The sequence below is a fragment of the Candidatus Obscuribacterales bacterium genome (assembly GCA_019744775.1).
GTDB lineage: Bacteria > Cyanobacteriota > Vampirovibrionia > Obscuribacterales > Obscuribacteraceae > SBAT01.
On sequence record JAIETZ010000013.1, the window covers coordinates 45,534 to 66,044 of the forward strand.

22 protein-coding genes are annotated in these 20,511 nt (G+C 46.0%); 8 read left to right on the forward strand and 14 right to left on the reverse strand.

All coding sequences use genetic code 11. From position 1 onward, the window contains the following. Positions 1-38: 38 nt before the first annotated feature. On the reverse strand, positions 39-1,487 hold the full coding sequence (locus K2Y22_17105; protein ID MBX9880180.1) for a nitronate monooxygenase: 1,449 nt from the start codon (positions 1,485-1,487) through the stop codon (positions 39-41). 156 nt (positions 1,488-1,643) lie between these two features. Between K2Y22_17105 and K2Y22_17110 the strand changes: the two genes are divergently transcribed. The 3 genes from K2Y22_17110 to K2Y22_17120 are packed head-to-tail and all read left to right on the forward strand — an operon-like array spanning position 1,644 to position 4,540. Further along, positions 1,644-2,936: a 3-oxoacyl-ACP synthase III family protein gene (locus tag K2Y22_17110; GenBank protein ID MBX9880181.1), complete on the forward strand. Its 1,293-nt coding sequence runs from the start codon at positions 1,644-1,646 to the stop codon at positions 2,934-2,936. Next, a complete protein-coding gene (locus K2Y22_17115; GenBank protein MBX9880182.1) occupies positions 2,911-3,990 on the forward strand; it encodes a radical SAM protein in 1,080 nt (359 codons plus the stop codon). Before K2Y22_17110 ends, K2Y22_17115 begins: the two co-directional genes overlap by 26 nt. Before the next feature lie 40 nt (positions 3,991-4,030). Next, positions 4,031-4,540 (forward strand): hypothetical protein, encoded by a 510-nt coding sequence (locus K2Y22_17120; protein ID MBX9880183.1) that lies wholly within the window; start codon positions 4,031-4,033, stop codon positions 4,538-4,540. 17 nt (positions 4,541-4,557) lie between these two features. Here the strand turns inward: K2Y22_17120 and ric (K2Y22_17125) are convergent, their stop codons facing one another. The 4 genes from ric (K2Y22_17125) to K2Y22_17140 form a co-directional block, all read right to left on the reverse strand. Next, positions 4,558-5,286, reverse strand: a complete 729-nt coding sequence (gene ric / locus K2Y22_17125; protein MBX9880184.1) for an iron-sulfur cluster repair di-iron protein — start codon at positions 5,284-5,286, stop codon at positions 4,558-4,560. Beyond that, entirely contained in the window at positions 5,276-6,328 is a 1,053-nt protein-coding gene (locus K2Y22_17130; protein MBX9880185.1) for a tetratricopeptide repeat protein, read from the reverse strand. Before K2Y22_17130 ends, ric (K2Y22_17125) begins: the two co-directional genes overlap by 11 nt. A 75-nt stretch (positions 6,329-6,403) precedes the next feature. Beyond that, complete coding sequence (locus tag K2Y22_17135; protein MBX9880186.1) at positions 6,404-8,698, reverse strand: cbb3-type cytochrome c oxidase subunit I; 2,295 nt, start codon at positions 8,696-8,698, stop codon at positions 6,404-6,406. 103 nt (positions 8,699-8,801) lie between these two features. Continuing rightward, positions 8,802-9,545 (reverse strand): sulfite exporter TauE/SafE family protein, encoded by a 744-nt coding sequence (locus K2Y22_17140; GenBank protein ID MBX9880187.1) that lies wholly within the window; start codon positions 9,543-9,545, stop codon positions 8,802-8,804. 118 nt (positions 9,546-9,663) lie between these two features. Between K2Y22_17140 and K2Y22_17145 the strand changes: the two genes are divergently transcribed. After that, positions 9,664-10,593 carry a hypothetical protein gene (locus tag K2Y22_17145; GenBank protein ID MBX9880188.1) on the forward strand — a complete coding sequence of 310 codons (930 nt, stop codon included), beginning with the start codon at positions 9,664-9,666 and terminating at the stop codon, positions 10,591-10,593. On the opposite strand, the gene K2Y22_17150 is transcribed toward K2Y22_17145, so the two are convergent. Next, positions 10,587-10,988: a hypothetical protein gene (locus K2Y22_17150; protein MBX9880189.1), complete on the reverse strand. Its 402-nt coding sequence runs from the start codon at positions 10,986-10,988 to the stop codon at positions 10,587-10,589. The two genes, K2Y22_17145 and K2Y22_17150, sit on opposite strands and share 7 nt — an antisense overlap. A gap of 252 nt (positions 10,989-11,240) precedes the next feature. On the opposite strand from K2Y22_17150, the gene moaA reads away from it, so the two are divergent. Continuing rightward, positions 11,241-12,224, forward strand: a complete 984-nt coding sequence (gene moaA / locus K2Y22_17155; protein MBX9880190.1) for a GTP 3',8-cyclase MoaA — start codon at positions 11,241-11,243, stop codon at positions 12,222-12,224. A gap of 30 nt (positions 12,225-12,254) precedes the next feature. On the opposite strand, the gene K2Y22_17160 is transcribed toward moaA, so the two are convergent. The 7 genes from K2Y22_17160 to ric (K2Y22_17190) form a co-directional block, all read right to left on the reverse strand. Next, the gene (locus tag K2Y22_17160) at positions 12,255-12,458 is read right to left on the reverse strand and encodes a hypothetical protein (GenBank protein ID MBX9880191.1); all 204 of its coding nucleotides are present in this window, start codon (positions 12,456-12,458) and stop codon (positions 12,255-12,257) included. A 64-nt stretch (positions 12,459-12,522) separates the two neighbouring features. Continuing rightward, positions 12,523-13,920, reverse strand: a complete 1,398-nt coding sequence (locus K2Y22_17165; protein ID MBX9880192.1) for a hypothetical protein — start codon at positions 13,918-13,920, stop codon at positions 12,523-12,525. Positions 13,921-14,111: 191 nt separating this feature from the next. After that, positions 14,112-14,786, reverse strand: coding sequence for a class I SAM-dependent methyltransferase (locus tag K2Y22_17170; GenBank protein MBX9880193.1), 675 nt, complete (start codon positions 14,784-14,786; stop codon positions 14,112-14,114). After that, complete coding sequence (locus K2Y22_17175; GenBank protein MBX9880194.1) at positions 14,779-15,147, reverse strand: DUF488 domain-containing protein; 369 nt, start codon at positions 15,145-15,147, stop codon at positions 14,779-14,781. Before K2Y22_17175 ends, K2Y22_17170 begins: the two co-directional genes overlap by 8 nt. 1 nt (position 15,148) lies before the next feature. After that, a complete protein-coding gene (locus K2Y22_17180; GenBank protein MBX9880195.1) occupies positions 15,149-15,376 on the reverse strand; it encodes a hypothetical protein in 228 nt (75 codons plus the stop codon). Positions 15,377-15,417: 41 nt separating this feature from the next. Next, the gene (locus K2Y22_17185; GenBank protein ID MBX9880196.1) at positions 15,418-15,876 is read right to left on the reverse strand and encodes an Rrf2 family transcriptional regulator; all 459 of its coding nucleotides are present in this window, start codon (positions 15,874-15,876) and stop codon (positions 15,418-15,420) included. A 41-nt stretch (positions 15,877-15,917) separates the two neighbouring features. Continuing rightward, positions 15,918-16,874, reverse strand: a complete 957-nt coding sequence (gene ric, locus K2Y22_17190) for an iron-sulfur cluster repair di-iron protein (protein ID MBX9880197.1) — start codon at positions 16,872-16,874, stop codon at positions 15,918-15,920. A gap of 222 nt (positions 16,875-17,096) precedes the next feature. Between ric (K2Y22_17190) and K2Y22_17195 the strand changes: the two genes are divergently transcribed. The 3 genes from K2Y22_17195 (at position 17,097) to upp (ending at position 19,962) form a co-directional block, all read left to right on the forward strand. After that, positions 17,097-18,065 (forward strand): hypothetical protein, encoded by a 969-nt coding sequence (locus K2Y22_17195; protein MBX9880198.1) that lies wholly within the window; start codon positions 17,097-17,099, stop codon positions 18,063-18,065. A 70-nt stretch (positions 18,066-18,135) separates the two neighbouring features. Next, positions 18,136-19,311, forward strand: a complete 1,176-nt coding sequence (locus tag K2Y22_17200) for a 1-deoxy-D-xylulose-5-phosphate reductoisomerase (GenBank protein MBX9880199.1) — start codon at positions 18,136-18,138, stop codon at positions 19,309-19,311. 12 nt (positions 19,312-19,323) lie between these two features. After that, complete coding sequence (gene upp, locus K2Y22_17205) at positions 19,324-19,962, forward strand: uracil phosphoribosyltransferase (GenBank protein MBX9880200.1); 639 nt, start codon at positions 19,324-19,326, stop codon at positions 19,960-19,962. A 167-nt stretch (positions 19,963-20,129) separates the two neighbouring features. Here the strand turns inward: upp and K2Y22_17210 are convergent, their stop codons facing one another. Beyond that, the gene (locus tag K2Y22_17210; protein MBX9880201.1) at positions 20,130-20,333 is read right to left on the reverse strand and encodes a dodecin family protein; all 204 of its coding nucleotides are present in this window, start codon (positions 20,331-20,333) and stop codon (positions 20,130-20,132) included. Positions 20,334-20,511: the final 178 nt, after the last annotated feature.

Sequence of the window (20,511 nt, forward strand, 5' to 3'; positions counted from 1 at the left end):
TCGTCCAAACGGTGGATTACCTTTAGGTAACTACAAAGCTAACCCGTAGCTAAATTCAATTGATTGCTACCGGTCGATACTGGTCCTAAGAGATAATTTAAAACGTCTGCCGCTGAATATGAGTTTTTACCTGAAAGACAGCGTTTTATAGACATCAGATCCTTGCCGGCGGTTACTAATGGTAATTCTCGATAACCGCATTTCTGTATTTGCGCATATCCCACAGTAGATGTCAGTCCATTACACAAACATTTTTTGCCGATGGTATCAATCAAGTTGCCGCCTTTATGCAAATAATCGTCAATTGGCTCAGCTGGGCAACGAAAACCAACGACACCATCTGACTTCTTAAAGGGCGTCCGCAAATATCCTAGATCGCATAGACGGGGTCTTGCCTCGTAGAGTTTTCTTTCTGAAAGTGATCCCTCTAATTTAACTACTTTGAAAGGATAGCCTGATGCTGAGGCAAGAATGTCCGTATAGGAACTGGTGTCATCACTTATGACCTTATTAATCACTGCTTGTTTGATGTCCGTGCTTATTCCGGATTCATTGCAAAAAGCAAACGCGGTGCCCACCTGGATGCCTTGCGCTCCTTGCTTTTGTGCTGACTTTAGTTGTTCAGGTGAACCATATGAACCGGCCAACCAGAAAGGCAGTCCTATTTTTCTCATCTCGGCAAGGTTGCATTCATCTTTTGCTCCATAGAGCGGTTCACCTGTTAAATCCACTTTCAATTCTCCACGCGGCGGCGCATTATGTCCTCCTGCCGTATGGTGCTCGACGACAAAACCATTCACGTGCGACCGCTTGGACAAAGCCCAGGCAAGTGTTGATGAAGAGACAATAGCAATGAAGAAAGGTCTTTTCATAGACCTTATATTATGAAAGCCAAATTCTTTAGGATCAAAAACTGTCTCAAACACTTCATCACTTTGGGCACCTTCCACGTTGATACTCATTGTTGCTCTCTCGTTTCGGCTACATTTGTCGAGAATGCCGGGAATTGCTTTGGGAATTCCTGCTCCCATGAGCACATAATCGACACCGGCGAGCATTGCACCATACAAGGATGGAAGTATTGGTAATTCAATTTTAGTCAGGTAATTGATTCCCACAACACCTTTGTGCCCATACTTAGCCAAGAATACCTCCACGAAATTAGCTACTACTGTCAGTTCAATAAGACTGCGTGGACTGTTTAAGGTATGCATTGCTACAGCTTTGTACGGCTGGTTGGCTAGTCTTCCACCCGGAATGTAATAAGAGTCAATTATTCTTTGCGCCATGTCAGGTAAAGGAAAATGCGTAAGAGCTTGTCTTGTGTCGCCTGTTAGATCACCATCCTGCAAGCGACGCGTCAAGATGCCGTCTAGAAATGTTCCGGAGACAACTCCTAATTGTCCTTGCTGTGATACTGAACGCGCCAGGCGATAGTTGGACACCGCCACACCCATACCACCTTGAATCACCATTGGATTATTCATTACTACTATCTCTATTTCTACCCTGCACACAAATTAAGAACAGACAACTCTAGCACTCTTGCTCAGGCTGGCAACTAGGCACTAAATAGTGGCCATAAGCTCATCCTGGCGATTATCAATATCATCCGTAAGGATGATATGTGGCACCTTCTCTGCATGACAAAATTGGTTTGTTTAGCGCTTGAGTTATTTATGTGCAGATCAGCAGGCTTAATTAGTTTAGGGGCTTATTTGCCGGCAAAAGAAATAAGCGGCAAAAGAAAAGACTTGCTTCTCGAATTTTTAGCAGGCACTCTATTGCCTCAATCCTACATTGAAGAGATTAGCAAAAATAGCAAATTGCCGGGCTCAATTGAATCTAACTATGACGGCTGGATGAAGCAATCATGGTATCAAACATGGCTAAATAATTTGCCGGCAAGCAAGCAGGATAACCCCTTTCAAGGCACCAAAGAGAGACGTCGCGTACCTGTAGATCCTGATTCTTTACGAGAATCGGTTAGTCCGCATCCCATGTTGCCTTCGGATGCAGAAACTCTTGCTTGCGCCATAGCTCTGGCTAACAGCAACATTGACAAGGATGAAATTGATCTTGTCATTACCGCATCGCAAGTACCTGATTTACCTTTACCGCCGAATGCCTCATTGGTTCAACATAAATTGCAATTGAAAAATGCTGGAGCCTTCGAAGTTGATTCGTGTTGCTCTTCGTTTGTCACGGCATTGGAGGTAGCTGAGGGTCTGGTACGCGCCGGTATTAAAGAAAAGGTCTTGATTGTCGCAAGTTATATTGACTCGATGGTTACCGATAAATCGGACTATTTTTCCGTCAATACAGGAGACGCGGCTGTAGCCGGTATTGTTGCAGCCGTAGACGATGACTATGGCTATGTAACTTCACATTCAACCAGTCATGGCAGTCGTCACAATGCCATCATCTTGCAAAGGAGATCCCCACAACTTGCCAAAAGAAATGGTGTAGGTTCTCGCTACGAACAGGAATTCGTCACTTTTTACAACCCACAAGCCACCAAGGAAATAGCCGCGCATACCAAAGCGGATATGAAAGACGCAGTAGCTCGTGCCCTTGCCAAAGGAACGCTTTTGATGGCTGAACTGGATTTTTTAGTTACTCACCAGCCTGTTCACTGGGCCGCCGATGCTTGGCGTCAATCCCTTGGCTTTCCGGAAGATAAAGCTTACCAGTCGTTTGAGAAATACGGCAATATTGCCAACTGCAGCGCAGCGGTAAATTTGTTGGAGGCGCTGGAACAAGGATTCATAAGAAAAGGAGATCGCGTCCTTATAGCTTCTTCAGGGGCAGGTGAAAATCATGTTGCTCTGGTTGAAAGAGTCACAGCGGAATTGTGTGAGTCTGTTGTAGATAAATACGCTATGTGTCAATTTAGCGGAACGGAAAGCAATGATCGATTCTCTTGCTGCCATTGAGCATAAGATACAAACAGGCGAGCGCATAACCAAAGACGATGCAAGACTTCTTTGGCACAAGTCATCCGAGAAAAACCTTTGCCGATTGGCAACGAGCGTACGTAATCGGTTTCACAAAACGCATGAAGCCACATACATAGTTATGGGCATAGTTAATTACACCAATATCTGCGTCGCGAAGTGCGACTATTGTGCCTTTGCTCGAGCGCCTAATGCCAGTGATTCTTACGTGCTTTCTAAGGAGCAGATCTTTGATAGGATCGAACACCTCATTAGACGAGGCGCTGAACTCGTCTGCTTTAACGGCGGTTTTAACCCCCGCCTGAAGATCGATTTTTATTGCGATCTGTTTGCTTCAATTCGCAGCCGTTTTGGTGGCAATATCGAGTTCTACGCCCTTACTGTTGCCGAGCTCATTTACATAGCGCGTACTTCAAATAAAAGTATCGAAGAGTCCCTTGATTTGTTGAAGAAGTCCGGAGTCAAATGGATCACAGGTGGCGGAGCAGAAATTTTAAATGACAATTTTCGGCAAAGGCATAGCCCATTTAAATACACTGTGCCCGAGTATTTTCGTGCACAAAGACAAATTCTTGAAGCCGGTCTAAATTCGACGGCGACTATGGTTATTGGTTTTGATGAAACATTGACGGAACGGCTCGAACACCTTGAATCCTTACGCAGATTTCAAGACGACGTAAAAAAAGACCTTCAAAGAGGGCTTTCCAGTTTTTTATGTTGGACATATAAACCGCAGAATACTTCTCTTGGCGGCACTGAAATTGAGAGCAGTGAGTACTTGCGCCACTTGGCGATTTCACGAATTTACCTGGACAACATACCCCATATTCGCGCCTCTGTTCTTACGCAGTCAACGGAAGCTGTCAGAGGTCTAAGTTTTGGAGCAGATGACTTTGACCTGCCTCTGGAAGACGAGGTCACGGAAAAGGCAGGAGTAAAAATTGAATGTGACTACAGACAACTTTTAAGGCAGGTTGAATCGGTAGGCTTTGTGCCGCTAAAAAGAACAGCCAGCCTCTGTATGCAAAATTAGTCATATGAAAAGGAATTGCCAATTTCTAGTTTCATGGCTTTTGTATCCGGCAACAGACCTGATCGGTCAGCTCATCACTTCTAACTTCAACCCATATCGTCTAGTGGCGCTGCTGTTGGCAGGCGGGTTGGTTTATCAATATGAAATACCCACTTGGTTTAACAGGCTAAGTGAAGTCTGTTTGCCAAAAAAAGTCGCTGGGCTTCCCGTGCTTCGGCATTTAACTGAAAACCGTGACGAGCAACTAGGGCTTAACGGCCTAGCCAGAACAATAGGTGCAGTCTTTTACTTCAATCCATTTTGGATTGCCAGACACATGCTATTTATCAAACTTGCTACAACTTCTTGGTCGGAACTAATGCCAACCATGGTTTTATTCTGGGCTATTATTTTAGCGACCAAAATGTTTATCCTAAATCTTCCCATTGCCGTTATGGGCAACTTTATCATACAGGACAAACTGCCGCTCCACTTACGTTACGCAGGTAGCATAATACTTTCCACAATATTTTCCATAACGTATGCACTTGCTTATGCGTGGGCAAAGTGAAATGTTTTCGATAAGTGTTATGTATCGTCGCTTGTCGAGCAGCTGGTTTCTAGGGCGATTGCTCGAGGAAACAAAATATTATTCTCCAGGTGAACATGCTCATGCATTTCAGAGGTGATTTCCGCCAAACCGTCCAATAACGCCCTGAAACTGTTGCACGCATCAGCAGGTGGGGTGAAACTATTGGTTAGCTTGGACATTAGCTCAAGATCGGCGCCGGCTGTGTCATGCTCAAAGCGCATTACCTGTATTGGGTTGGCGATGCCGCCGCAGTGAAAAGCATGAATTGTTTTCGATGACTCTATTTTTTTGCACAATGGAAACAAAATCATCTCTTCTTTTTGCATGTGCATTTCCAAGTCGTTTTTAAAGCGTAAGAAACAGGTGGATAAATCCTTGAGTTCCGGGTGCGCCTCGCCGTGCACGCCTGCCACTTTTTTCAGCAAAGATTCCAGCCGTTTAAGCTCCTCTCGCAATGTATTGTGATAAGCAGAGACAATGTGATCTATTAAGTCCGCCAGGCTGGCATCAGACCAATTGGTTTCGTCGTGAGCCACATTATCATTGGCAGTCAATTCAGTTATTACAACATTGACGTCCATGCCCTTTTCTAGACATGCCTCTGATAGAGATTTTTTACCGCCGCAGCAATAGTCGATACCAATCTTCTCAAAGATTTTTGAACGACTCGGCTTCTCCGCAACTAGCTGCCCGACAGTTGTACTAGGTTCTAATTTACTGTGCATTTAGTCCTCCTGATTGTTTTTCAGCAAGTGTTTCTATCCGTATTGCTTCAGAATCCCTGCCTGATTTTCTAAGCAAATATGCATACAACTGCAATTTGTCATTCAGCTCCAAGGAGCCAAGCCCGGCAATTTGCAGTCTGCACGCAAGCGCCTGTCTGCAAAGCGGCGTTGCCTCTTCAAAGCCGTCTTTGGCGCAATAGACATCCGCGAGTTCGGACAACTCGTTGGCGAGCTTTTCTCTTTCCGTCATCGAGACTTTATTGGTAAACTGCTCTCTGGTTTCCAGAGCCTGATGGCAATAGGACTTCGCTAGACTGTGTTTTCCCTGTGCGCATAATGAAAGCCCAAGCTCATTGGCGGTCCAGACGGCTTGTGGATTTCCTTCAGATTGCTGACTCTTGAACGCCTTTAAATAGAGCTCCTCCGCCTCGTTATAATTTCCTTGAAAATAATTAGTAAGTGCCAAGAATGTTAGCAACTCGGCCACGTCTGGATGATTACATCCATATTTTTCTTCCGCTATCCTGAGCAATTGTCCATAATTGCGTTTTGCATTTTCATATTCCTGGCAAACAAGATATGTTGCTGCCAACTTGCGTCTTGTTACCTGCACGGAGGGAAAGCTACCATGTTTTTCTAAAAGTTCGATTGCTCTTTCTCTTAATCGCGTCGATTCCTCGAAACGTCCCTCTTCACACAGACAAGTAGCATGGCCTTCCAAAATGCCTGCTGAAAAATAATCGTATTTTGCCGTTTGCGCCGCAGGATTGCTTTCCAGTTTGTCTCTTTCTAGTTCGACTATAGAGAGGGCTTCATTATATGAATTATTAGATTCCACGTAGCGACCCTGTTCTCTATATACGTCGGCAAGACGTTGCTTTAGTCCGGCAATTAAAATCGCCGGTTCGCTCAAGAAGGACTCCATCTCATCCACTGCATCAGACAGGATAGTTTCGGCACGTTTAACGTCACCTTCCTGAAGCGCTTTATCGGCTGTCCTCATGTAAAGTTCGCACAATTTGGATTCCCTAGATTCAATCATGTTCGTCCCTCATTGTTTTTCTGCACACAACTTAAGTCTAAATTCGCAAAGAATTCGGCACATCAGTCTATTTGGCTATTTACTCAAGTCCCGGAGATCTCCGGTCATCCCAAAGAATGATTGAGATTTTGAATTTCCCCTTGCCTTTACTTTCAAAGCCGAGAATCGTGTCATCATGAACCAACAAATGGGAATGACTCCTCCTAGCAAGAACAAATAGCCGCCAACGGCTCTCAGCCAGGTGAATGTCTGGAAGCCGGTACCATCTATAAATATTTGAGATCGTCCATACCAAAGCCCATGGTCAAGAACGGCTGAAAGCTGTAAGATGCCAACAGGGAAAAGATCCATGACGACCATAAGTAAAAGTCCAATATTTAGTGACCAAAAGGCGCAGCTGATAAGCGTGGAATTCCAAAATTCCACCTTAACCAGGTATCGACAGCAGAAAAACAGTGATGCTAGAGCTAAGTTGCCGTAAACACCCATCAAGGCCGCATGACCGTGATTGACCGTCAAATATGTACCATGCTCATAGTAATTAACAATGGGCAGGTTGATGATAAAGCCAAAGACGCCTGCCCCCAAGAAATTCCAGAAATTTACAGCCAACAGAAATAAGAACGCATCGGCTTGTCCAAATGGATAAGTAACTTTGCTTTCCTTTAGCGCCTCTGCCGGCAATTTGCGAAAACGCCACGCATCCAGAGTAAGCATTAGCAAAGGTATTACTTGCAGAGTGGAAAATACGCTGCCCAAGGCCAGTGTTATGATCGGTTTGGCATTCCAGTAAAAATTATGCGAGATACCAATTATGCCCGAGCCGAGAAATAATAGGGTAGCGAGATAGACAACTCGAGATGCTGATTTACGACTGACTAGCCCCATAAAGTACATAAAATAGGCAACTATTGATGTGGTGAACACTTCGAAAAATGCCTCCACCCACATATGAATGACACACCACCGCCAAAAGTCGGCGATAACAAAATTCGTGCGCGGAGTAGCAACAAATCCTGAACAGAAAAGAATAAGCACGGACAAAACCGAATAAAAGATCCAGCTAGGTAATGCTAAGAATTGCTTGCGTTCGAAAATGGGTTTGACGCCTCTGTAAAGAATTACAGCCCACAACAAAAATATGACAAATAACAAGACTTGCCAGAGCTTTCCCAGCTCGACAAATTCCCACCCCTGATGTCCCAGCAAATGCCACCATTGATTTAGATAGCCCATAGGACCAAGGAAAATCCCTGCCGAGCTGCCTAACACCAAAAGCACGAATAAACCAAACAATAAATTCATGAGCTGGAGCTGACCCTTTGGTTCTTCGCTGCCGGCCATCGGCAATACGAAAATAGAGGCGCCTATCCAGCAAGCTGAAATCCAAAACAAGGACAGCTGAATATGCCAGGAGCGAGTAATTGTAACCGGCAATATATCTGCCATGTTCACGCCGAAAATATGCGTAAGCTTGATGAAGTCGTGAATTGTGAGCGCTCCTGCTAAAACTTGCAGCAGGAACAAAATAGCTGCAGCAGCAAAGAATTTGTAGCTGGCAAGTTGAGTTGGTGAAGGGACGAACTCACGAATGGCTTCACTGTGTAAGGCAGTCAACTTCTCATTGCCTGAGCCGGGAGTTAAGGCAGTATCAAGGCGTCCCCGTAAATAAAGGACAAAACCAATGCCTACCATTAGTCCAAGCGAGCCAAGCACGCTCCACAGAAGAACAGGAGCACTGGGCAGATTGCCGGCAGCAGGATCATAGGGCCAATTGTGTGTGTAACTGTAAGACTTGGAAGGACGTTCTGCTGCACAAACCCAAGCTCCCCAAAAGAAGAAACTGCTTAATTGTCTGAGTTCAGTTTGGTTGTTTATATAATGATCTGAACTAAACGATCGTTGTCCCCCGCCGGTAAACATTTTCTGGTAATAGTCAACTAAATTCTCAAATGCATATATCTCGGCTGCCGACATCAAAACTTCGCCGTTGGTGTAATTATTAGTTTTGAGATCGGATATTGTTTTGGCTTGGGCCACATCCTCATCTATGGTCCCGTCAGCGGCACTTCCTTCTTTGTAGTATTTGTTCATGGAGGCAGCAATGTTATGCAGCGCTTCTGCCGTGAAATCTGGTCCGCGCGAACCGCCGTCGCCGAACATACTGCCATAGTCCATGAGAGCGTATTTTTGAAAAACAACTTGTCCGGCTAGAATATCTTCGCGACTAATTGCCGTTTTACTTTCGGAATCGACAAAATCCGGTATTGGTGGAGCATCCTGATAAGTGCAAATGCCCATGTACATAACTGTGGCCAATCCCACAATCATTACCACAAATAGCGGCTGCCACCAGTTCTTGCCGTTCACTATGTATTCCCAGAAGTTGAATATTTTTGAGTTTAGTCAAGGGAAACGATAGTTACATCATTCGTCAGGCTGAGCACAGGAAGGTAACCGGTCTATCGGACAGCTAAAGTAGTTCTTTGACGGCAGCAATAAGTAGCACAAAAGCCAAAAGCACCTGCAGCTGTCTTGTGGGAATAAACCTTGCTCCTAATTGCGAGCCGGCAAAGCCGCCAAATAAGGCGGCAAAAAGCAGGGGCCCAAATTGAGTCAGAACGACACCATTATGAAGGGCTCGACCGGCAAGGGCCGCTATTGAATTGGCGACAATAAATAGAGCTGCAGTAGCCGAGGCAGTCTTTGTATCTGCCCACCGTCTCAGAAGAATTAGAGGACTTAAAAGGACTCCCCCGCCAATTCCCACCAAGCCTGATAAAAAGCCGATTACTGCGCCTGCTACCAACATGGCAATTAAAGGGCGAGACTGGACCGGCGAATTTATAGATGTCGGCATGAATAGACGGACTGCAGCAATTATTAGAACCACCCCAAGCACGAACTCATAAATGCCGGTATCTACTTTTAGCAAACCGGCAATGAAGGCCGCCGGCACGGAAGTAACAATAAATGCTGATGTGAAGCCAATATCTAAATAACCAGCGCGAGCATAAGAAATGCAAGCAAGACCAGCCACAAGCACATTTAGGATAAGAGCCGTGCTGACTGCTTCTACTGGATTGGCGCCTAGAATTGATAAAACAGCTAGATATGCTGAGGCGCCACCGTGTCCGACGGATGAATAAAGTCCCGATGTCAAAAACACGGACAATATTGATAGATCACAAGACTTAAATACAGAGACTATGGCCATTATCCTCGAAGTTTAGCAATTGCCGACCAATTTTCCTATAGATCATCATTTCGATGGATACGTCTGGCGCAACTTTCGGCTAAGAATGAAATTAGGATCTACTTTAGTGGAAGTTTCAATGTCGGCTTTTTCAACGCTACTTATCCTTGATGGTTCTGCTGAATGTTTGCAGGCCGCTGAGTTATTGTGGAAAGTGGGAGTTAGTCAAGACATAGGAGTAGATGCGCAATTTGTCGTAGACTCTCCCGGAATATGGGAATTTCTCAGCTTTGATGTGCCTGGGTTGATTGGCAGCGGCCCATACTTGAAAGTTCACGAAGCTGTCAGACAGGAATTGCTTTCCCTTGGTGATACTCTTGCGGAGATGTACTCGGTACATTCAGGCTCACTGGCAATCAAGGGTGATGTGTTTATTGATGAAGGCAATCCGGTTAGAGAAATATGTAGCCGTGCTAGGTCCTATTCATTAACTGCCATAGGAAATAAGTCCAGCGGTATAACCTCTCCTGCTCAAGACAGGCGAGCGGTGCCGCGTCGTTCTTTGGCGGAGAAACTTGCTCATTATATCGAAAGCCCTCTTCTAATTATCCAAAATGCCTGTACGCCCTGGCAGAGCCTTGATGTATACATTGATCCGGCTGATGATTTTCAAAATACACTGGACGGCGCGTTTTTTGTTGCCTCGTTCTTGAATGCACAAATACGTGTTGTGCCCTGCATAGATCAGCCACATAATCAGACTGGACAGGCTGGATTGCTCAACTATCTGCAACTTCAACGTGAGAACTTTCCACAGGTAACGGTTGAGCTTATTAGCGCCGATACAATGTCTGTCATAGCCAGTATTGCTTCCCGCACTGATATCACGAGCTTACCTGTAATTTCATCGTTTGCAGGACCTAAAGGCAGGCACGATCCTGTCGGATTGCTTGTAGATCAAACTATCCGTTATTTAAGTGTACCGTCCATCTTGTTGTGGCCGGCTGAATTCAGTCTACGGAAACTCAAGGAACAACCGGCTGCAACTAACAGAAACAAAGCTCACTGATATCGATGTAAGTGCTGAAGCATGAAGTCAAAAACATAGGGCGCCATGTTACTGCAGTCAAGGGGATCGGGAATCTCTGTCCGGGGATGCACCAGTCCGGTCTTAGCCTTATAGGCTTCTACGTCCGTTTCAATTCCAGATGTAACTTGCTTTATCATCTCCGCGCATCCGCCTTTAGACAACTGACTGCAGTGTTGTTTGAAATATGCCTCAACTATTTGTCTAGATGCGGACAACGAACCGCATTTTTGGCAATTGCCATTGTGCGACAGTGATCCTTCAGTAATCAAACCAACTGCATACGCGCCTCTAATAAGAGCCTCCGCACAACTAATTCCTTCTTTGTGCAATAGGTCTAAAATAAGCAGTCTGCCGTTTGGGTACCTTAAATTCACTTGGACATTCCGTTGCTAATAGCAAAAAAAACACACGATTCTATTCTTAACTGAATCGTAAAGTTGCACATCATTCCCAAGAAGCATTACGAATAACCAAATCATCCTTTCGGAGGATAAAGGCTCTAGCCTGCCGGCACTGTGTGCTTGGCATCGGGCGCAAAGACCATATGAGGTTCGGTCTATGCGACAATAAGTTCGTGTTAGTGAATCAGCGGCATGAAAATCGAAGGTGAGGACAAGCCAAGGCTAATGAATCAACTGATTGATAATTATGGTAGAGAGCATACTTATTTGCGAATATCGGTTACGGATAGATGCAATTTGCGCTGTTCTTATTGCATGCCACCGGAAGGTCTTAAGTGGAAAACCAAAGATAATATTCTGACTTTCGAAGAAATTATTCGCATCGCAAGAGTCTTTGTAGATCTGGGAATATCGAAAATTCGTTTAACCGGTGGCGAACCGCTCGTTCGTAAAGACTTGCCTTTTCTTGTGCATCAACTGTCCAGGCTTGAAGGTCTTTCGACAATTGCCATGACAACAAATGGGGTTTTGTTATCTGGGCAAGCTCAAGTACTGAAAGACGCCGGCTTGACCTCTTTAAATATTAGCCTCGACACACTGGACAGAATCCGTTTTGCGGAATTAACTAAGCGAGACGATTATGAAGCTGTGATGAAGGGAATTAACGCTGCTCTAGAAATTGGATTCTCTTCCTTGAAAATGAACATGGTAGTGATCAAGGGAGTCAATGACGATGAAGTAGTCGACATGGTCAATTGGGCAAAAGATAAACCAATCAATGTGCGCTTCATCGAATATATGCCGTTTAAGGACAATCACTGGCGACCACAAGGTGTTTTCTCGTATTGCGAAATGCGCGATGCAATTGAAAAACAGTTTAAGCTCATACCGCTTGAACTGACGCCGGGCGCCGTTGCCAAAGACTTTGCTATTGAAGGACATATTGGCAAAGTTAGTTTTATTACGTCAATGACGGAAAGCTTTTGTAGCTCATGCAACAGGTTGCGATTGACTGCAGACGGCTCCGTCAAATCTTGTCTTTTCTATTTGCCTGAAGTCAATTTGAAAGATGTATTGCGCAAGGGGATTTCAGATTCAGAGTTGGCTCTTCTGATTCAGTCCGCAGTCTTGATGAAACCAGAGGCGCATCCCCCGATGGAAGAATTAGCAAACACTGCCAACCGAACAATGATCGAAATCGGTGGTTAGTGGCGAAGCATTTGTTTGATATCTGGGCAATCAGCCGCCGTGCCATTCATCTTTGCCCGTCAACAAATCGTCGCCAGGATTGTTTTCCACGTATATAGGGATTAGGTCATCGTGGCGCGCATTGCCACAAATTGGACAGGTGAGTGGTCCGTTTGTGTATTTGAACTCACAGTCACACCAGATACAAAGGTAAGTGGCTTTTTCCGGAGCTTTTCTGGGCATTTTTGCCTTCACGACTATTACCTCAATCAATTGGCGTTACTTCTAGTATTGCACTAAATGCTTCAACTAACCTCCCTCATCGGTTCCACACTTGTGCAAAGCCTGTTTCGGACATTGTGCGCATGTCCTCTTCAAAGAAAAAACTTTCCGCACCAAAGGCGGGACGTAGCTCGTCCAGCCACCTTGCTTCTTCATCATATTTGGCAAAGAAAATCTTGTTGCACCAGCGGGGATTTCGAGCCTGTATGAATTTGAGAACGAATACTTTTTCGCCTGACAGTTCTGTGACGCCGTCAACTAAAACCTTTCCAGGAGTGCAGGACATAGATGGGCCGCGAACGGTCCGTGCCAGTCCGGAAACTTTTTGGTAAGCGTTTTGGAAAATGTCTAAGCAGCGGTAAAGAGGTAGCTCAAAGTATTCCCGAGCTCCTGTATCGCGAGCTACAAACATGTAGTACGGAATAGTGCCTAATTTGACTTGTAATCGCCACATCTCCGACCAAATTTTTGGATCATCATTTATGTGTTTCATTAGAGGTGCTTGACAGCGGATGACCGCTCCAGTGCTTGTAACTCGTCTTATAGCTGCTTCTGCGATATCGGTCTTAAGCAGATTAGGATGACTGTAATGAGCCATTATAGACATCGAACGTTTTGATTCTACAACCTGTGAAAATAACCGAAGCAGATCATCTGAGTCTGTATCGGAAACAAATCGATATGGCCAGTAGCCCAGGGCATAGGTGCCAATGCGAATGCTCGTTATTTGTTCGAATTCCGGGGTCAGCAGCGGCTCGATATAACGCCTGAGTAAATCGCTACGCATCACCATCGGATCACCGCCGGTGAAAAGCACGCTCGTAACTCCCTTGTGATTTCTCAAGTAATCAAGCAAAGGAGTGACTTCAGTGGAAGCAAACTTTAGTCCTTCCATGCCTGTAAATTGCGGCCAGCGGAAGCAATATGTACAGTACGCAAAACACGTTTGGCCGGCGGTAGGAAAAAACAGTACAGTTTCCCGATACTTATGTTGAATTCCCGCAACGGGTGTGCCGGCTAACCTGGGCACGTTTAGATTCATTTGTCCGGCCGGATGCGGATTTAAACGTGAGCGAATTTCATTGGCTTGGGCTTGTATTTCCGCTTCGGAAGCTTCTGCTTTGATTAATCGCATCATGCTTTTTAGCTCATCAGGACGCAGCATGCCTGGTTGTGGAAAAGTGAGCTGAAATATGGGATCGTCAGGTACTTTTTCCCAGTCTATAAGATCTTCAACAAGGTAGTTGTTTACGCGGAACGGTAATACTGCCGATACAGCCTTCATTTTAAGAAGCGCTAGACGGCCAAGTGCCTTTAGCTGCGGCAATGAATCAAGATTACCACGTTGATAGACGGTAAATGGTCTTGGACAGTCCGTCTTTTGTAAGGTGACAGAAAAATCCGGGCAGTTGTAGTTGATTAAAGATGGATACATGCTTGTAAGTCGTGCGTTGAATTCTGGCGTTGTACGCCTCTATTTCTATTGTAAACATGGAGATTTCCAGAGTATTTCACCAGATAGCTTTTGCCAAAGTGCCCGTGCAATGTAGAGGCGCTTTGCATGCGCCCTTTTGCACGTCATTCTGAGCAACGCGAAGAATCTCGCGAGTTAAAGACGTGAGCCTGCTATTTCTGCGCTACCATCTGCACTACGAGATCAATATGATTTTTACCTTCGTGGAAGCGGATGGCATTGTGTGTTGATAGTGTTGTGAATTTGTATCCGGCAAATTCATTTTTTAGTTCATCACGCGATGCCCAAAATATTTCGCCTGGCCTTGGAACATAACCCTCGTAAATTATTAGCCCGCCCGGCTTAAGACTTTCACGAACAACCGCAAATCCTTTATGGCGGATACTCGGCAGCGTCGGCAAGTCAATGATGGCAATTACGTCGTAAAAGTTTTTCGGTGTACGTGGTTCTGCAAAATCCGCTATCCAGTAATTGAAAGTGACTCCATTGGATTTTGCTAGGGCTATTGCTTTTTCTCTACCCTTGACACTGAAATCAAATGCATCTACATACCAGCCGTGGCTTGCAGCGTACACCGCATTGCGTCCTTCACCTTCTCCGGGCAGAAGTAACTTGCCTCGTCTTAACTTGCTCAATTCGTCGACGAAGAAATCGTCTGGTTCTGTGCCGATGAAATATCCTTTCTTGCTATAGGCTTTATCCCAGAATTGCTTGAGCTCGCTTGCATATTCCTGAGCGGTCAGCGGTTTTTGAGCCTGCTTGGCTTGAGCGGGCTGCAAAAAGCACAAGCAGAGAAATAGAGTTAGCGACAGCAGCAGTTTATGCATTAGATGCCCTTCCAGGCAGTTTGGCTTCTAAATATTGCTTTAGAGCTTCGGCATTGTTGTGTCTGACATCTTTGGCTGCGTAGATAAGAGTCATGTGGTGACGCTGTGCCTTCTTCAGAAGCGGCTGCCAGTATACCTGGTTATGGTCCAGCTCCTGAAAGTATTTAATGAGAAACTGGCGCCATCTTTCGGGCTTATGTGCAAACCACTGCCGAAGTTCTGTACTTGGACTAACTTCTTTAATCCAGTCATCGACGACAAGTTTCTCCTTGCTGATTCCGCGAGGCCAGAGCCGATCAACTAGAATGCGCAGTCCATCGGTCGGCTCCGGCTCATCATAAACTCTCTTTGTTCGGATCATTTTATGATACCCCTGCTGTGCCGGCAGCATCAAAAAACTTTTGGAGGTCGAGAATTAAAGCATCTACATCGTCGATGTGGCACATGCTGTCACACAACTCCAAATTACAATCCAGAATGCTTTCGTCGCACGACAAGGGCACATCGACCCCGTGCTGTAGGAACACTTGGGCGGCATCGGGACAAGCGTCCATAATTTCTTTTACTGTTGTCTCTCTTGTGATAATCATAATGGCTCACCTCTACTTTCTTAAATACTATAACTGGGATGTTACTTGCGGACGGCAGGAGCCTTGGAAGGCTTGCATGTAGAGTCGCACAGCGGAATAGATTTTGTCGGACGCGCCAGCACGTCGGCAATTGTGGTATCACGGAACGCCTTTTCGATGACCGCTGTTGCATCGTCGAGTTGCTTGTGCAAAGCACAAAGATTGGTGCCATGTGCTTTGAGTCCCAAGGGGCAGGTGTTGATGCGCTGGATTGGATCGACGGCGCTTACTACTTGCAAGATTGTTACCGCTTCCGGTGGCTTTGATAACACGAAGCCCCCACCAATGCCCCTTTGAGATTGTATTAGGTCTGCCCTGACCAGCGATTTCAACACCTTAGACAAATAAGCAGCAGGTACTTTCGTGGCAGCCGATATTTGTTGTGTGGTATAAGCGGCATCGCCGTTCATTGACAGGAATACGATTGCGCGCAAAGCATACTCTGCTGTTTGAGAAATCATTGTCTTGCTCCTTAGGCTTTGAAGCGCTTTGAATGCAGCAATTATTTGGTCGCTGCAGCTGACTTGAGATAATCTATTGCCCGGGGGAACAATATGTTGTTCTCCTTATGAACATGCTGATGCATGTCCAGTTCAAGCTTGGCTAGTGAATGCAACAGAACCTTGAAAGTATCACATGCATCCTCCGGCGGCGTGTAGTTATTCGTGAGCGTCCGCATGGCGAACATGGCTTCGCCGGCATCATCGTGCTCCTGTATCATCACTTCTATGGGATGTTCGATGCCGCCACCACAGCCAAATGATGTTGGGTTGCCTCCATCCTCCAGAGCGGAAATGCCTGGGAAGAGAATCAACTCCTCTTTTTGCATATGCAACTCAAGCTTGTCTTTGAATGTCTTAAGCACATCCAGTACCTTCAGCATTTTAGGATGATTGTCACCATGGACTTTGGCGACCTTTTCGGCGAGCGCCTTTAGTCGGGGCAGTTCCTGCCGCAATGGTTGATGATATGAAGAGACTATATGATGGACAAGTTCCTTGAGGCTGGATTGTGTCCAGTCGGGTTCAGCGCCAGCTGGGTCTTTTTGTCCGGCGGCAACAAGTTTTGTAAGCACTTCTTGAAGGCTGAGATTTCTTTGCCTGCAAGCTTCAGCAAGCGTCACTTTGCCGCCGCAGCAATAGTCGATGCCGTATTGTTCTAATACACAAGCGCGCTTGGGATCTTGACTGACTAAAAGACCAACAGGAAGCGCGGACATTTGTGCGCTTTCCCTCTGGGATGCATTTTCCGCCGGGCGGACGCAAGTCTGCTCGTAGATATGAAAACTCACGCATGAGCAGGGTTGGAACATATCCTTAGAAGAATTGCACTCAGGGCACTGCCAGTTATCAGGCAGATCCTCGAATTTAACAGCCGGGGAAATAGCCTGGCGAGGTTCTCCCAGTTTCTCATCAAATATATAGTTGCACACTGTACAGATTGTTTTACCGTTTGTCATGATAGCTACCTCCGCTTTATGGATTTATGCATCTCTATATCCATAATAGCATAAACGGGGTCGGCTGGATCATACTTTAGGATGAGGTCAAGGGAAAATGCCGACCTGGCGCTTGTAACTTCTGAGCAACAGTCGGCGCCTACTACGTATTTGCCGCATTGACGGAAACGCCCAAAATGTAGACCATTTAATAAATCAATATTGGACTAGTGTGCCTACCGTATGAGTGAGTTCAACGAGTTTAGCCAGCCGAGCGCTTTAGCCTGGAAGTCGGAAGTATCCGGCTCATGGTTGGCTTATGAATCTCAAGACACACAACGCAAGCTTTCTACGGCTGCTCAGAAGCCGGAGCAGGCTCTATTGCAGCCTGATATAGATGTGGCCAGTGGCCGCGCAGGCGACACGCTGAACTTCAGCAAAGACGAGAATGGCTACTTCTTCTTCAAAGTAAAAGGCGACGACAATTATGCTCGCCACTATTTCAACAAAGCTCAGCAGTGGGCTCGGTTGGAAACTTTAGACAAAAATGGTCACCGCGTAGTTATTTCCTATGAGTTGGCCACACAACGAAACAAAGTTGACGAATGGTTGGCAACGAAAAAGCCAGTCGAAACTCCGGTGAAGACTCAGCCGAGTCATTTGGAAGTGACTCCGGCATTCACCAATGTTGAACAACAAAAATCTGTCGGTAGACCGATACTTCCGGATCAATATCATTACTTGTCCAATATCACTGATTCCATGAATTTTAAAATAGGAAAAAACCCGTTGGGTGTTCTTCGAATGATTTCCGACATAGCTGACAAAGTTGGAAATATGACTGATGATCAACTTGGTGCGATGCACGATTATATTGAAGGGACGCGCAATCGAGATCCGAAATTGAGACTGCAAATGGCAGTTGCAGAGTTGGCTAGAGCTTCGCAAATGATTCTGTCAAAGAACGAAAACGGCGAATTGGTATTCAGCGTTAAGGACGACAGTCCGGCTGGCGCCTACATAAACGCAGCAGTAGCGGAATTGGATAAAGCCATCCAATCATCCGACAGCCTAAAGGCATATGCAGATTACAGGCGGACTAATAACAAGGCTCGCAACCTCAGGGCAGCTATAAACTTTGTGAAAACATCACTCGACACCGGGGACTTGAAGGTCCTGAACGGACGCCCGCTTCCTGAGCTTCTGCCTTAGCTTTGACTCATCTAGACACCCCTGTTTTCGAGCTAAAATGCTCCTTTGTAACTGTCTATAAGGTCTCTCCGTGAAGCGCATTGCCATCCTAGGCTCTACAGGCTCTATCGGACGCCAGACGCTCGACATTGCGCGGGCTCAGGCTGCCGAATTGAAGGTCGTTGCTTTGGCTGCCGGCTCAAAAAATTTGCCGGAGCTCTGCCAGCAGGTCATCGAATTTAAGCCCGAACTCATTTGTGTTCCGACGGCTGAGGCAGCCAAGGAAGTCGCCGGAAAGCTCACTTGCATGAAGGAGCTTCCCGAAATTGTCTACGGAGACGAGGGGCTAATAGCTGTTGCTACCCATCCAAGCGTCGAGACATTGGTGACGGCAGTTGTAGGATTTTTAGGATTGAAACCGACAGCAGCCGCAGTGCGTGCCGGTAAAACAATTGCTTTGGCTAACAAAGAGACTTTGGTGGCAGCAGGCAGTGTCATCATGCCGATGGCCAAACAATATGGTGCCAACATTGTTCCTGTCGATAGCGAACATTCGGCTATTTTCCAATCTTTGTCAGGCTATAAGTCCAAAGACATCAAAAAGATTTGGCTCACTGGTTCTGGTGGTCCATTTAGAACATGGGACAAAGCAAAGATTGCAGCGGCTCGTGTTGAAGATGCGCTGCGTCATCCGAATTGGGCGATGGGCGCCAAAATAACGATTGATTCGTCGACTTTGATGAATAAGGGCTTGGAAGTAATTGAAGCGCGTTGGTTGTTTGATATCGAGCCGGAGCGCATCAAAATAATTATTCATCCACAATCAATTTTGCATTCGGCAGTGGAATTTGTTGATAATTCAGTCGTTGGACAAATGGGATTGCCTGACATGCGTTTGCCGATTCACTTCGCGCTTTTCTATCCGGAGCGTGTGTCATCTACTGAAGTGCCGCCGCTGGATTTGATTAAGTTGGGTAGTCTTACTTTCGAGGAGCCGGATTACGATCGCTTCCCGTGTTTGCGATTGGCTAAAGAAGTTGCATCGAAAGAAGATACTTCAGCCTGTGTCTTGAATGCTGCCAACGAAATTGCCGTTGATGCATTTTTGAAGGGACGCATCAAGTTCATGGAAATTCCAGAACTTATCGAGAGAGTTTTGAACAAAACGAATTTCGTCTCCAAGCCAAACTTGGAACAAATCATTGAAGCGGACGAACAAAGCCGCAAAACAACTAGTGAATTGATGATGGCATTGGCCACAAAATAACCAGGGGGAATCATGACAGTGACTGCTACGGAAGTTCAAGTTTGCAACCATCCACTTTTGCAACAGCATCTAACTAGACTGCGTGACTTTCAAACGCCAACTAGCGAATTTAGACGTCGCGCGGCTGAGTTGAGTCGTTTCCTTGTTTACGAAGCGATTCGTGATTTGGCGGTAAGACCAGTTGGAGTCGAGACTCCACTTGGACCAGCTAAGGGGACTGTCATCAGTGATTACGTGATTCTGGCACCGGTTTTGCGCGCAGGGCTTATCTTGGCTGAATCAGCGCAAGATATCTTGCCTAATGCGCGAATTTATCACATTGGTTTGAAGCGCGATGAAGAAACTCTGCAAGCAATTTCTTATTACGCCAAACTTCCCGATGCACTTCCATCGGAGGCTCGCGTGTATGTGTTGGATCCAATGCTCGCTACCGGTGGCTCGGCAGTTGCTGCGATTTCTGTATTCGATAAGATGAACGTGAAGAACATTCACCTTGTATCTTTCGTTGCCGCTCCGGAAGGCATCAAGAAAGTGCAACAGAAATATCCGCACGTCAAGATTACAACAGCGGCCATCGATGACAAGCTGAACGACCACGGCTACATCGTGCCAGGCTTGGGCGACGCCGGCGATCGTATTTTCGGGACGTAAACCCATTCGTCGCAACGGGCGCATGCAATGCGCCCCTACAAACACGATGACACATGGTCTTGAATTCGAGGGGCGCAATAGTTTGCGTATCTGTGTGCGACGCTTGTTTCCGGGCGCACTGGGGCACTAGTCTGCGTAGGGGCGCATTGCATGCGCCCTTTTGGAATCTAGTCTTCCAACTTAAAGCCGATGCGTACCTTTACTTGGTATTCGCCAACTTGTCCGTCTTTGATTGTGCCGCGTTGTTCGACTACTTCGAACCAGCTGCAGTTACGTAGTGTTTTGGCAGCGCGTTTAACGGCTTCTTGGGTGGCGTCAGCGTAGCTCTTTGTTGAAGTGCCGACGATTTCAGTCATCTTGTATACGGCCATGGAAAACTCCTTGCATGCATGAATATCCTTCAACCAATCTAATCTAATGGAAACCTACTGGAGCCTAGCTTTGCAAAATGTGACATTTGGGTTGACAATGGCAAAGTTTCAGGAATAATGAAGAGGCTATGTTGAAAATGATCACAGTACTCGCCGTCATTTACCCAGCACCTCAAGG

Coding starts and splice junctions, on each gene's coding strand:
- ric (MBX9880197.1), bottom strand. CDS start 16,874: ATGACAAACGGTAAAACAATCTGTACAGTGTGCAACTATATATTTGAT.
- K2Y22_17145 (MBX9880188.1), top strand. CDS start 9,664: ATGTCGGCTTTTTCAACGCTACTTATCCTTGATGGTTCTGCTGAATGT.
- K2Y22_17185 (MBX9880196.1), bottom strand. CDS start 15,876: ATGATTTCTCAAACAGCAGAGTATGCTTTGCGCGCAATCGTATTCCTG.
- K2Y22_17130 (MBX9880185.1), bottom strand. CDS start 6,328: ATGATTGAATCTAGGGAATCCAAATTGTGCGAACTTTACATGAGGACA.
- K2Y22_17175 (MBX9880194.1), bottom strand. CDS start 15,147: ATGATCCGAACAAAGAGAGTTTATGATGAGCCGGAGCCGACCGATGGA.
- K2Y22_17210 (MBX9880201.1), bottom strand. CDS start 20,333: ATGGCCGTATACAAGATGACTGAAATCGTCGGCACTTCAACAAAGAGC.
- upp (MBX9880200.1), top strand. CDS start 19,324: ATGACAGTGACTGCTACGGAAGTTCAAGTTTGCAACCATCCACTTTTG.
- K2Y22_17115 (MBX9880182.1), top strand. CDS start 2,911: ATGATCGATTCTCTTGCTGCCATTGAGCATAAGATACAAACAGGCGAG.
- K2Y22_17140 (MBX9880187.1), bottom strand. CDS start 9,545: ATGGCCATAGTCTCTGTATTTAAGTCTTGTGATCTATCAATATTGTCC.
- K2Y22_17105 (MBX9880180.1), bottom strand. CDS start 1,487: ATGAATAATCCAATGGTGATTCAAGGTGGTATGGGTGTGGCGGTGTCC.
- K2Y22_17180 (MBX9880195.1), bottom strand. CDS start 15,376: ATGATTATCACAAGAGAGACAACAGTAAAAGAAATTATGGACGCTTGT.
- K2Y22_17165 (MBX9880192.1), bottom strand. CDS start 13,920: ATGTATCCATCTTTAATCAACTACAACTGCCCGGATTTTTCTGTCACC.
- K2Y22_17195 (MBX9880198.1), top strand. CDS start 17,097: ATGAGTGAGTTCAACGAGTTTAGCCAGCCGAGCGCTTTAGCCTGGAAG.
- K2Y22_17110 (MBX9880181.1), top strand. CDS start 1,644: ATGACAAAATTGGTTTGTTTAGCGCTTGAGTTATTTATGTGCAGATCA.
- K2Y22_17170 (MBX9880193.1), bottom strand. CDS start 14,786: ATGCATAAACTGCTGCTGTCGCTAACTCTATTTCTCTGCTTGTGCTTT.
- moaA (MBX9880190.1), top strand. CDS start 11,241: ATGAATCAACTGATTGATAATTATGGTAGAGAGCATACTTATTTGCGA.
- ric (MBX9880184.1), bottom strand. CDS start 5,286: ATGCACAGTAAATTAGAACCTAGTACAACTGTCGGGCAGCTAGTTGCG.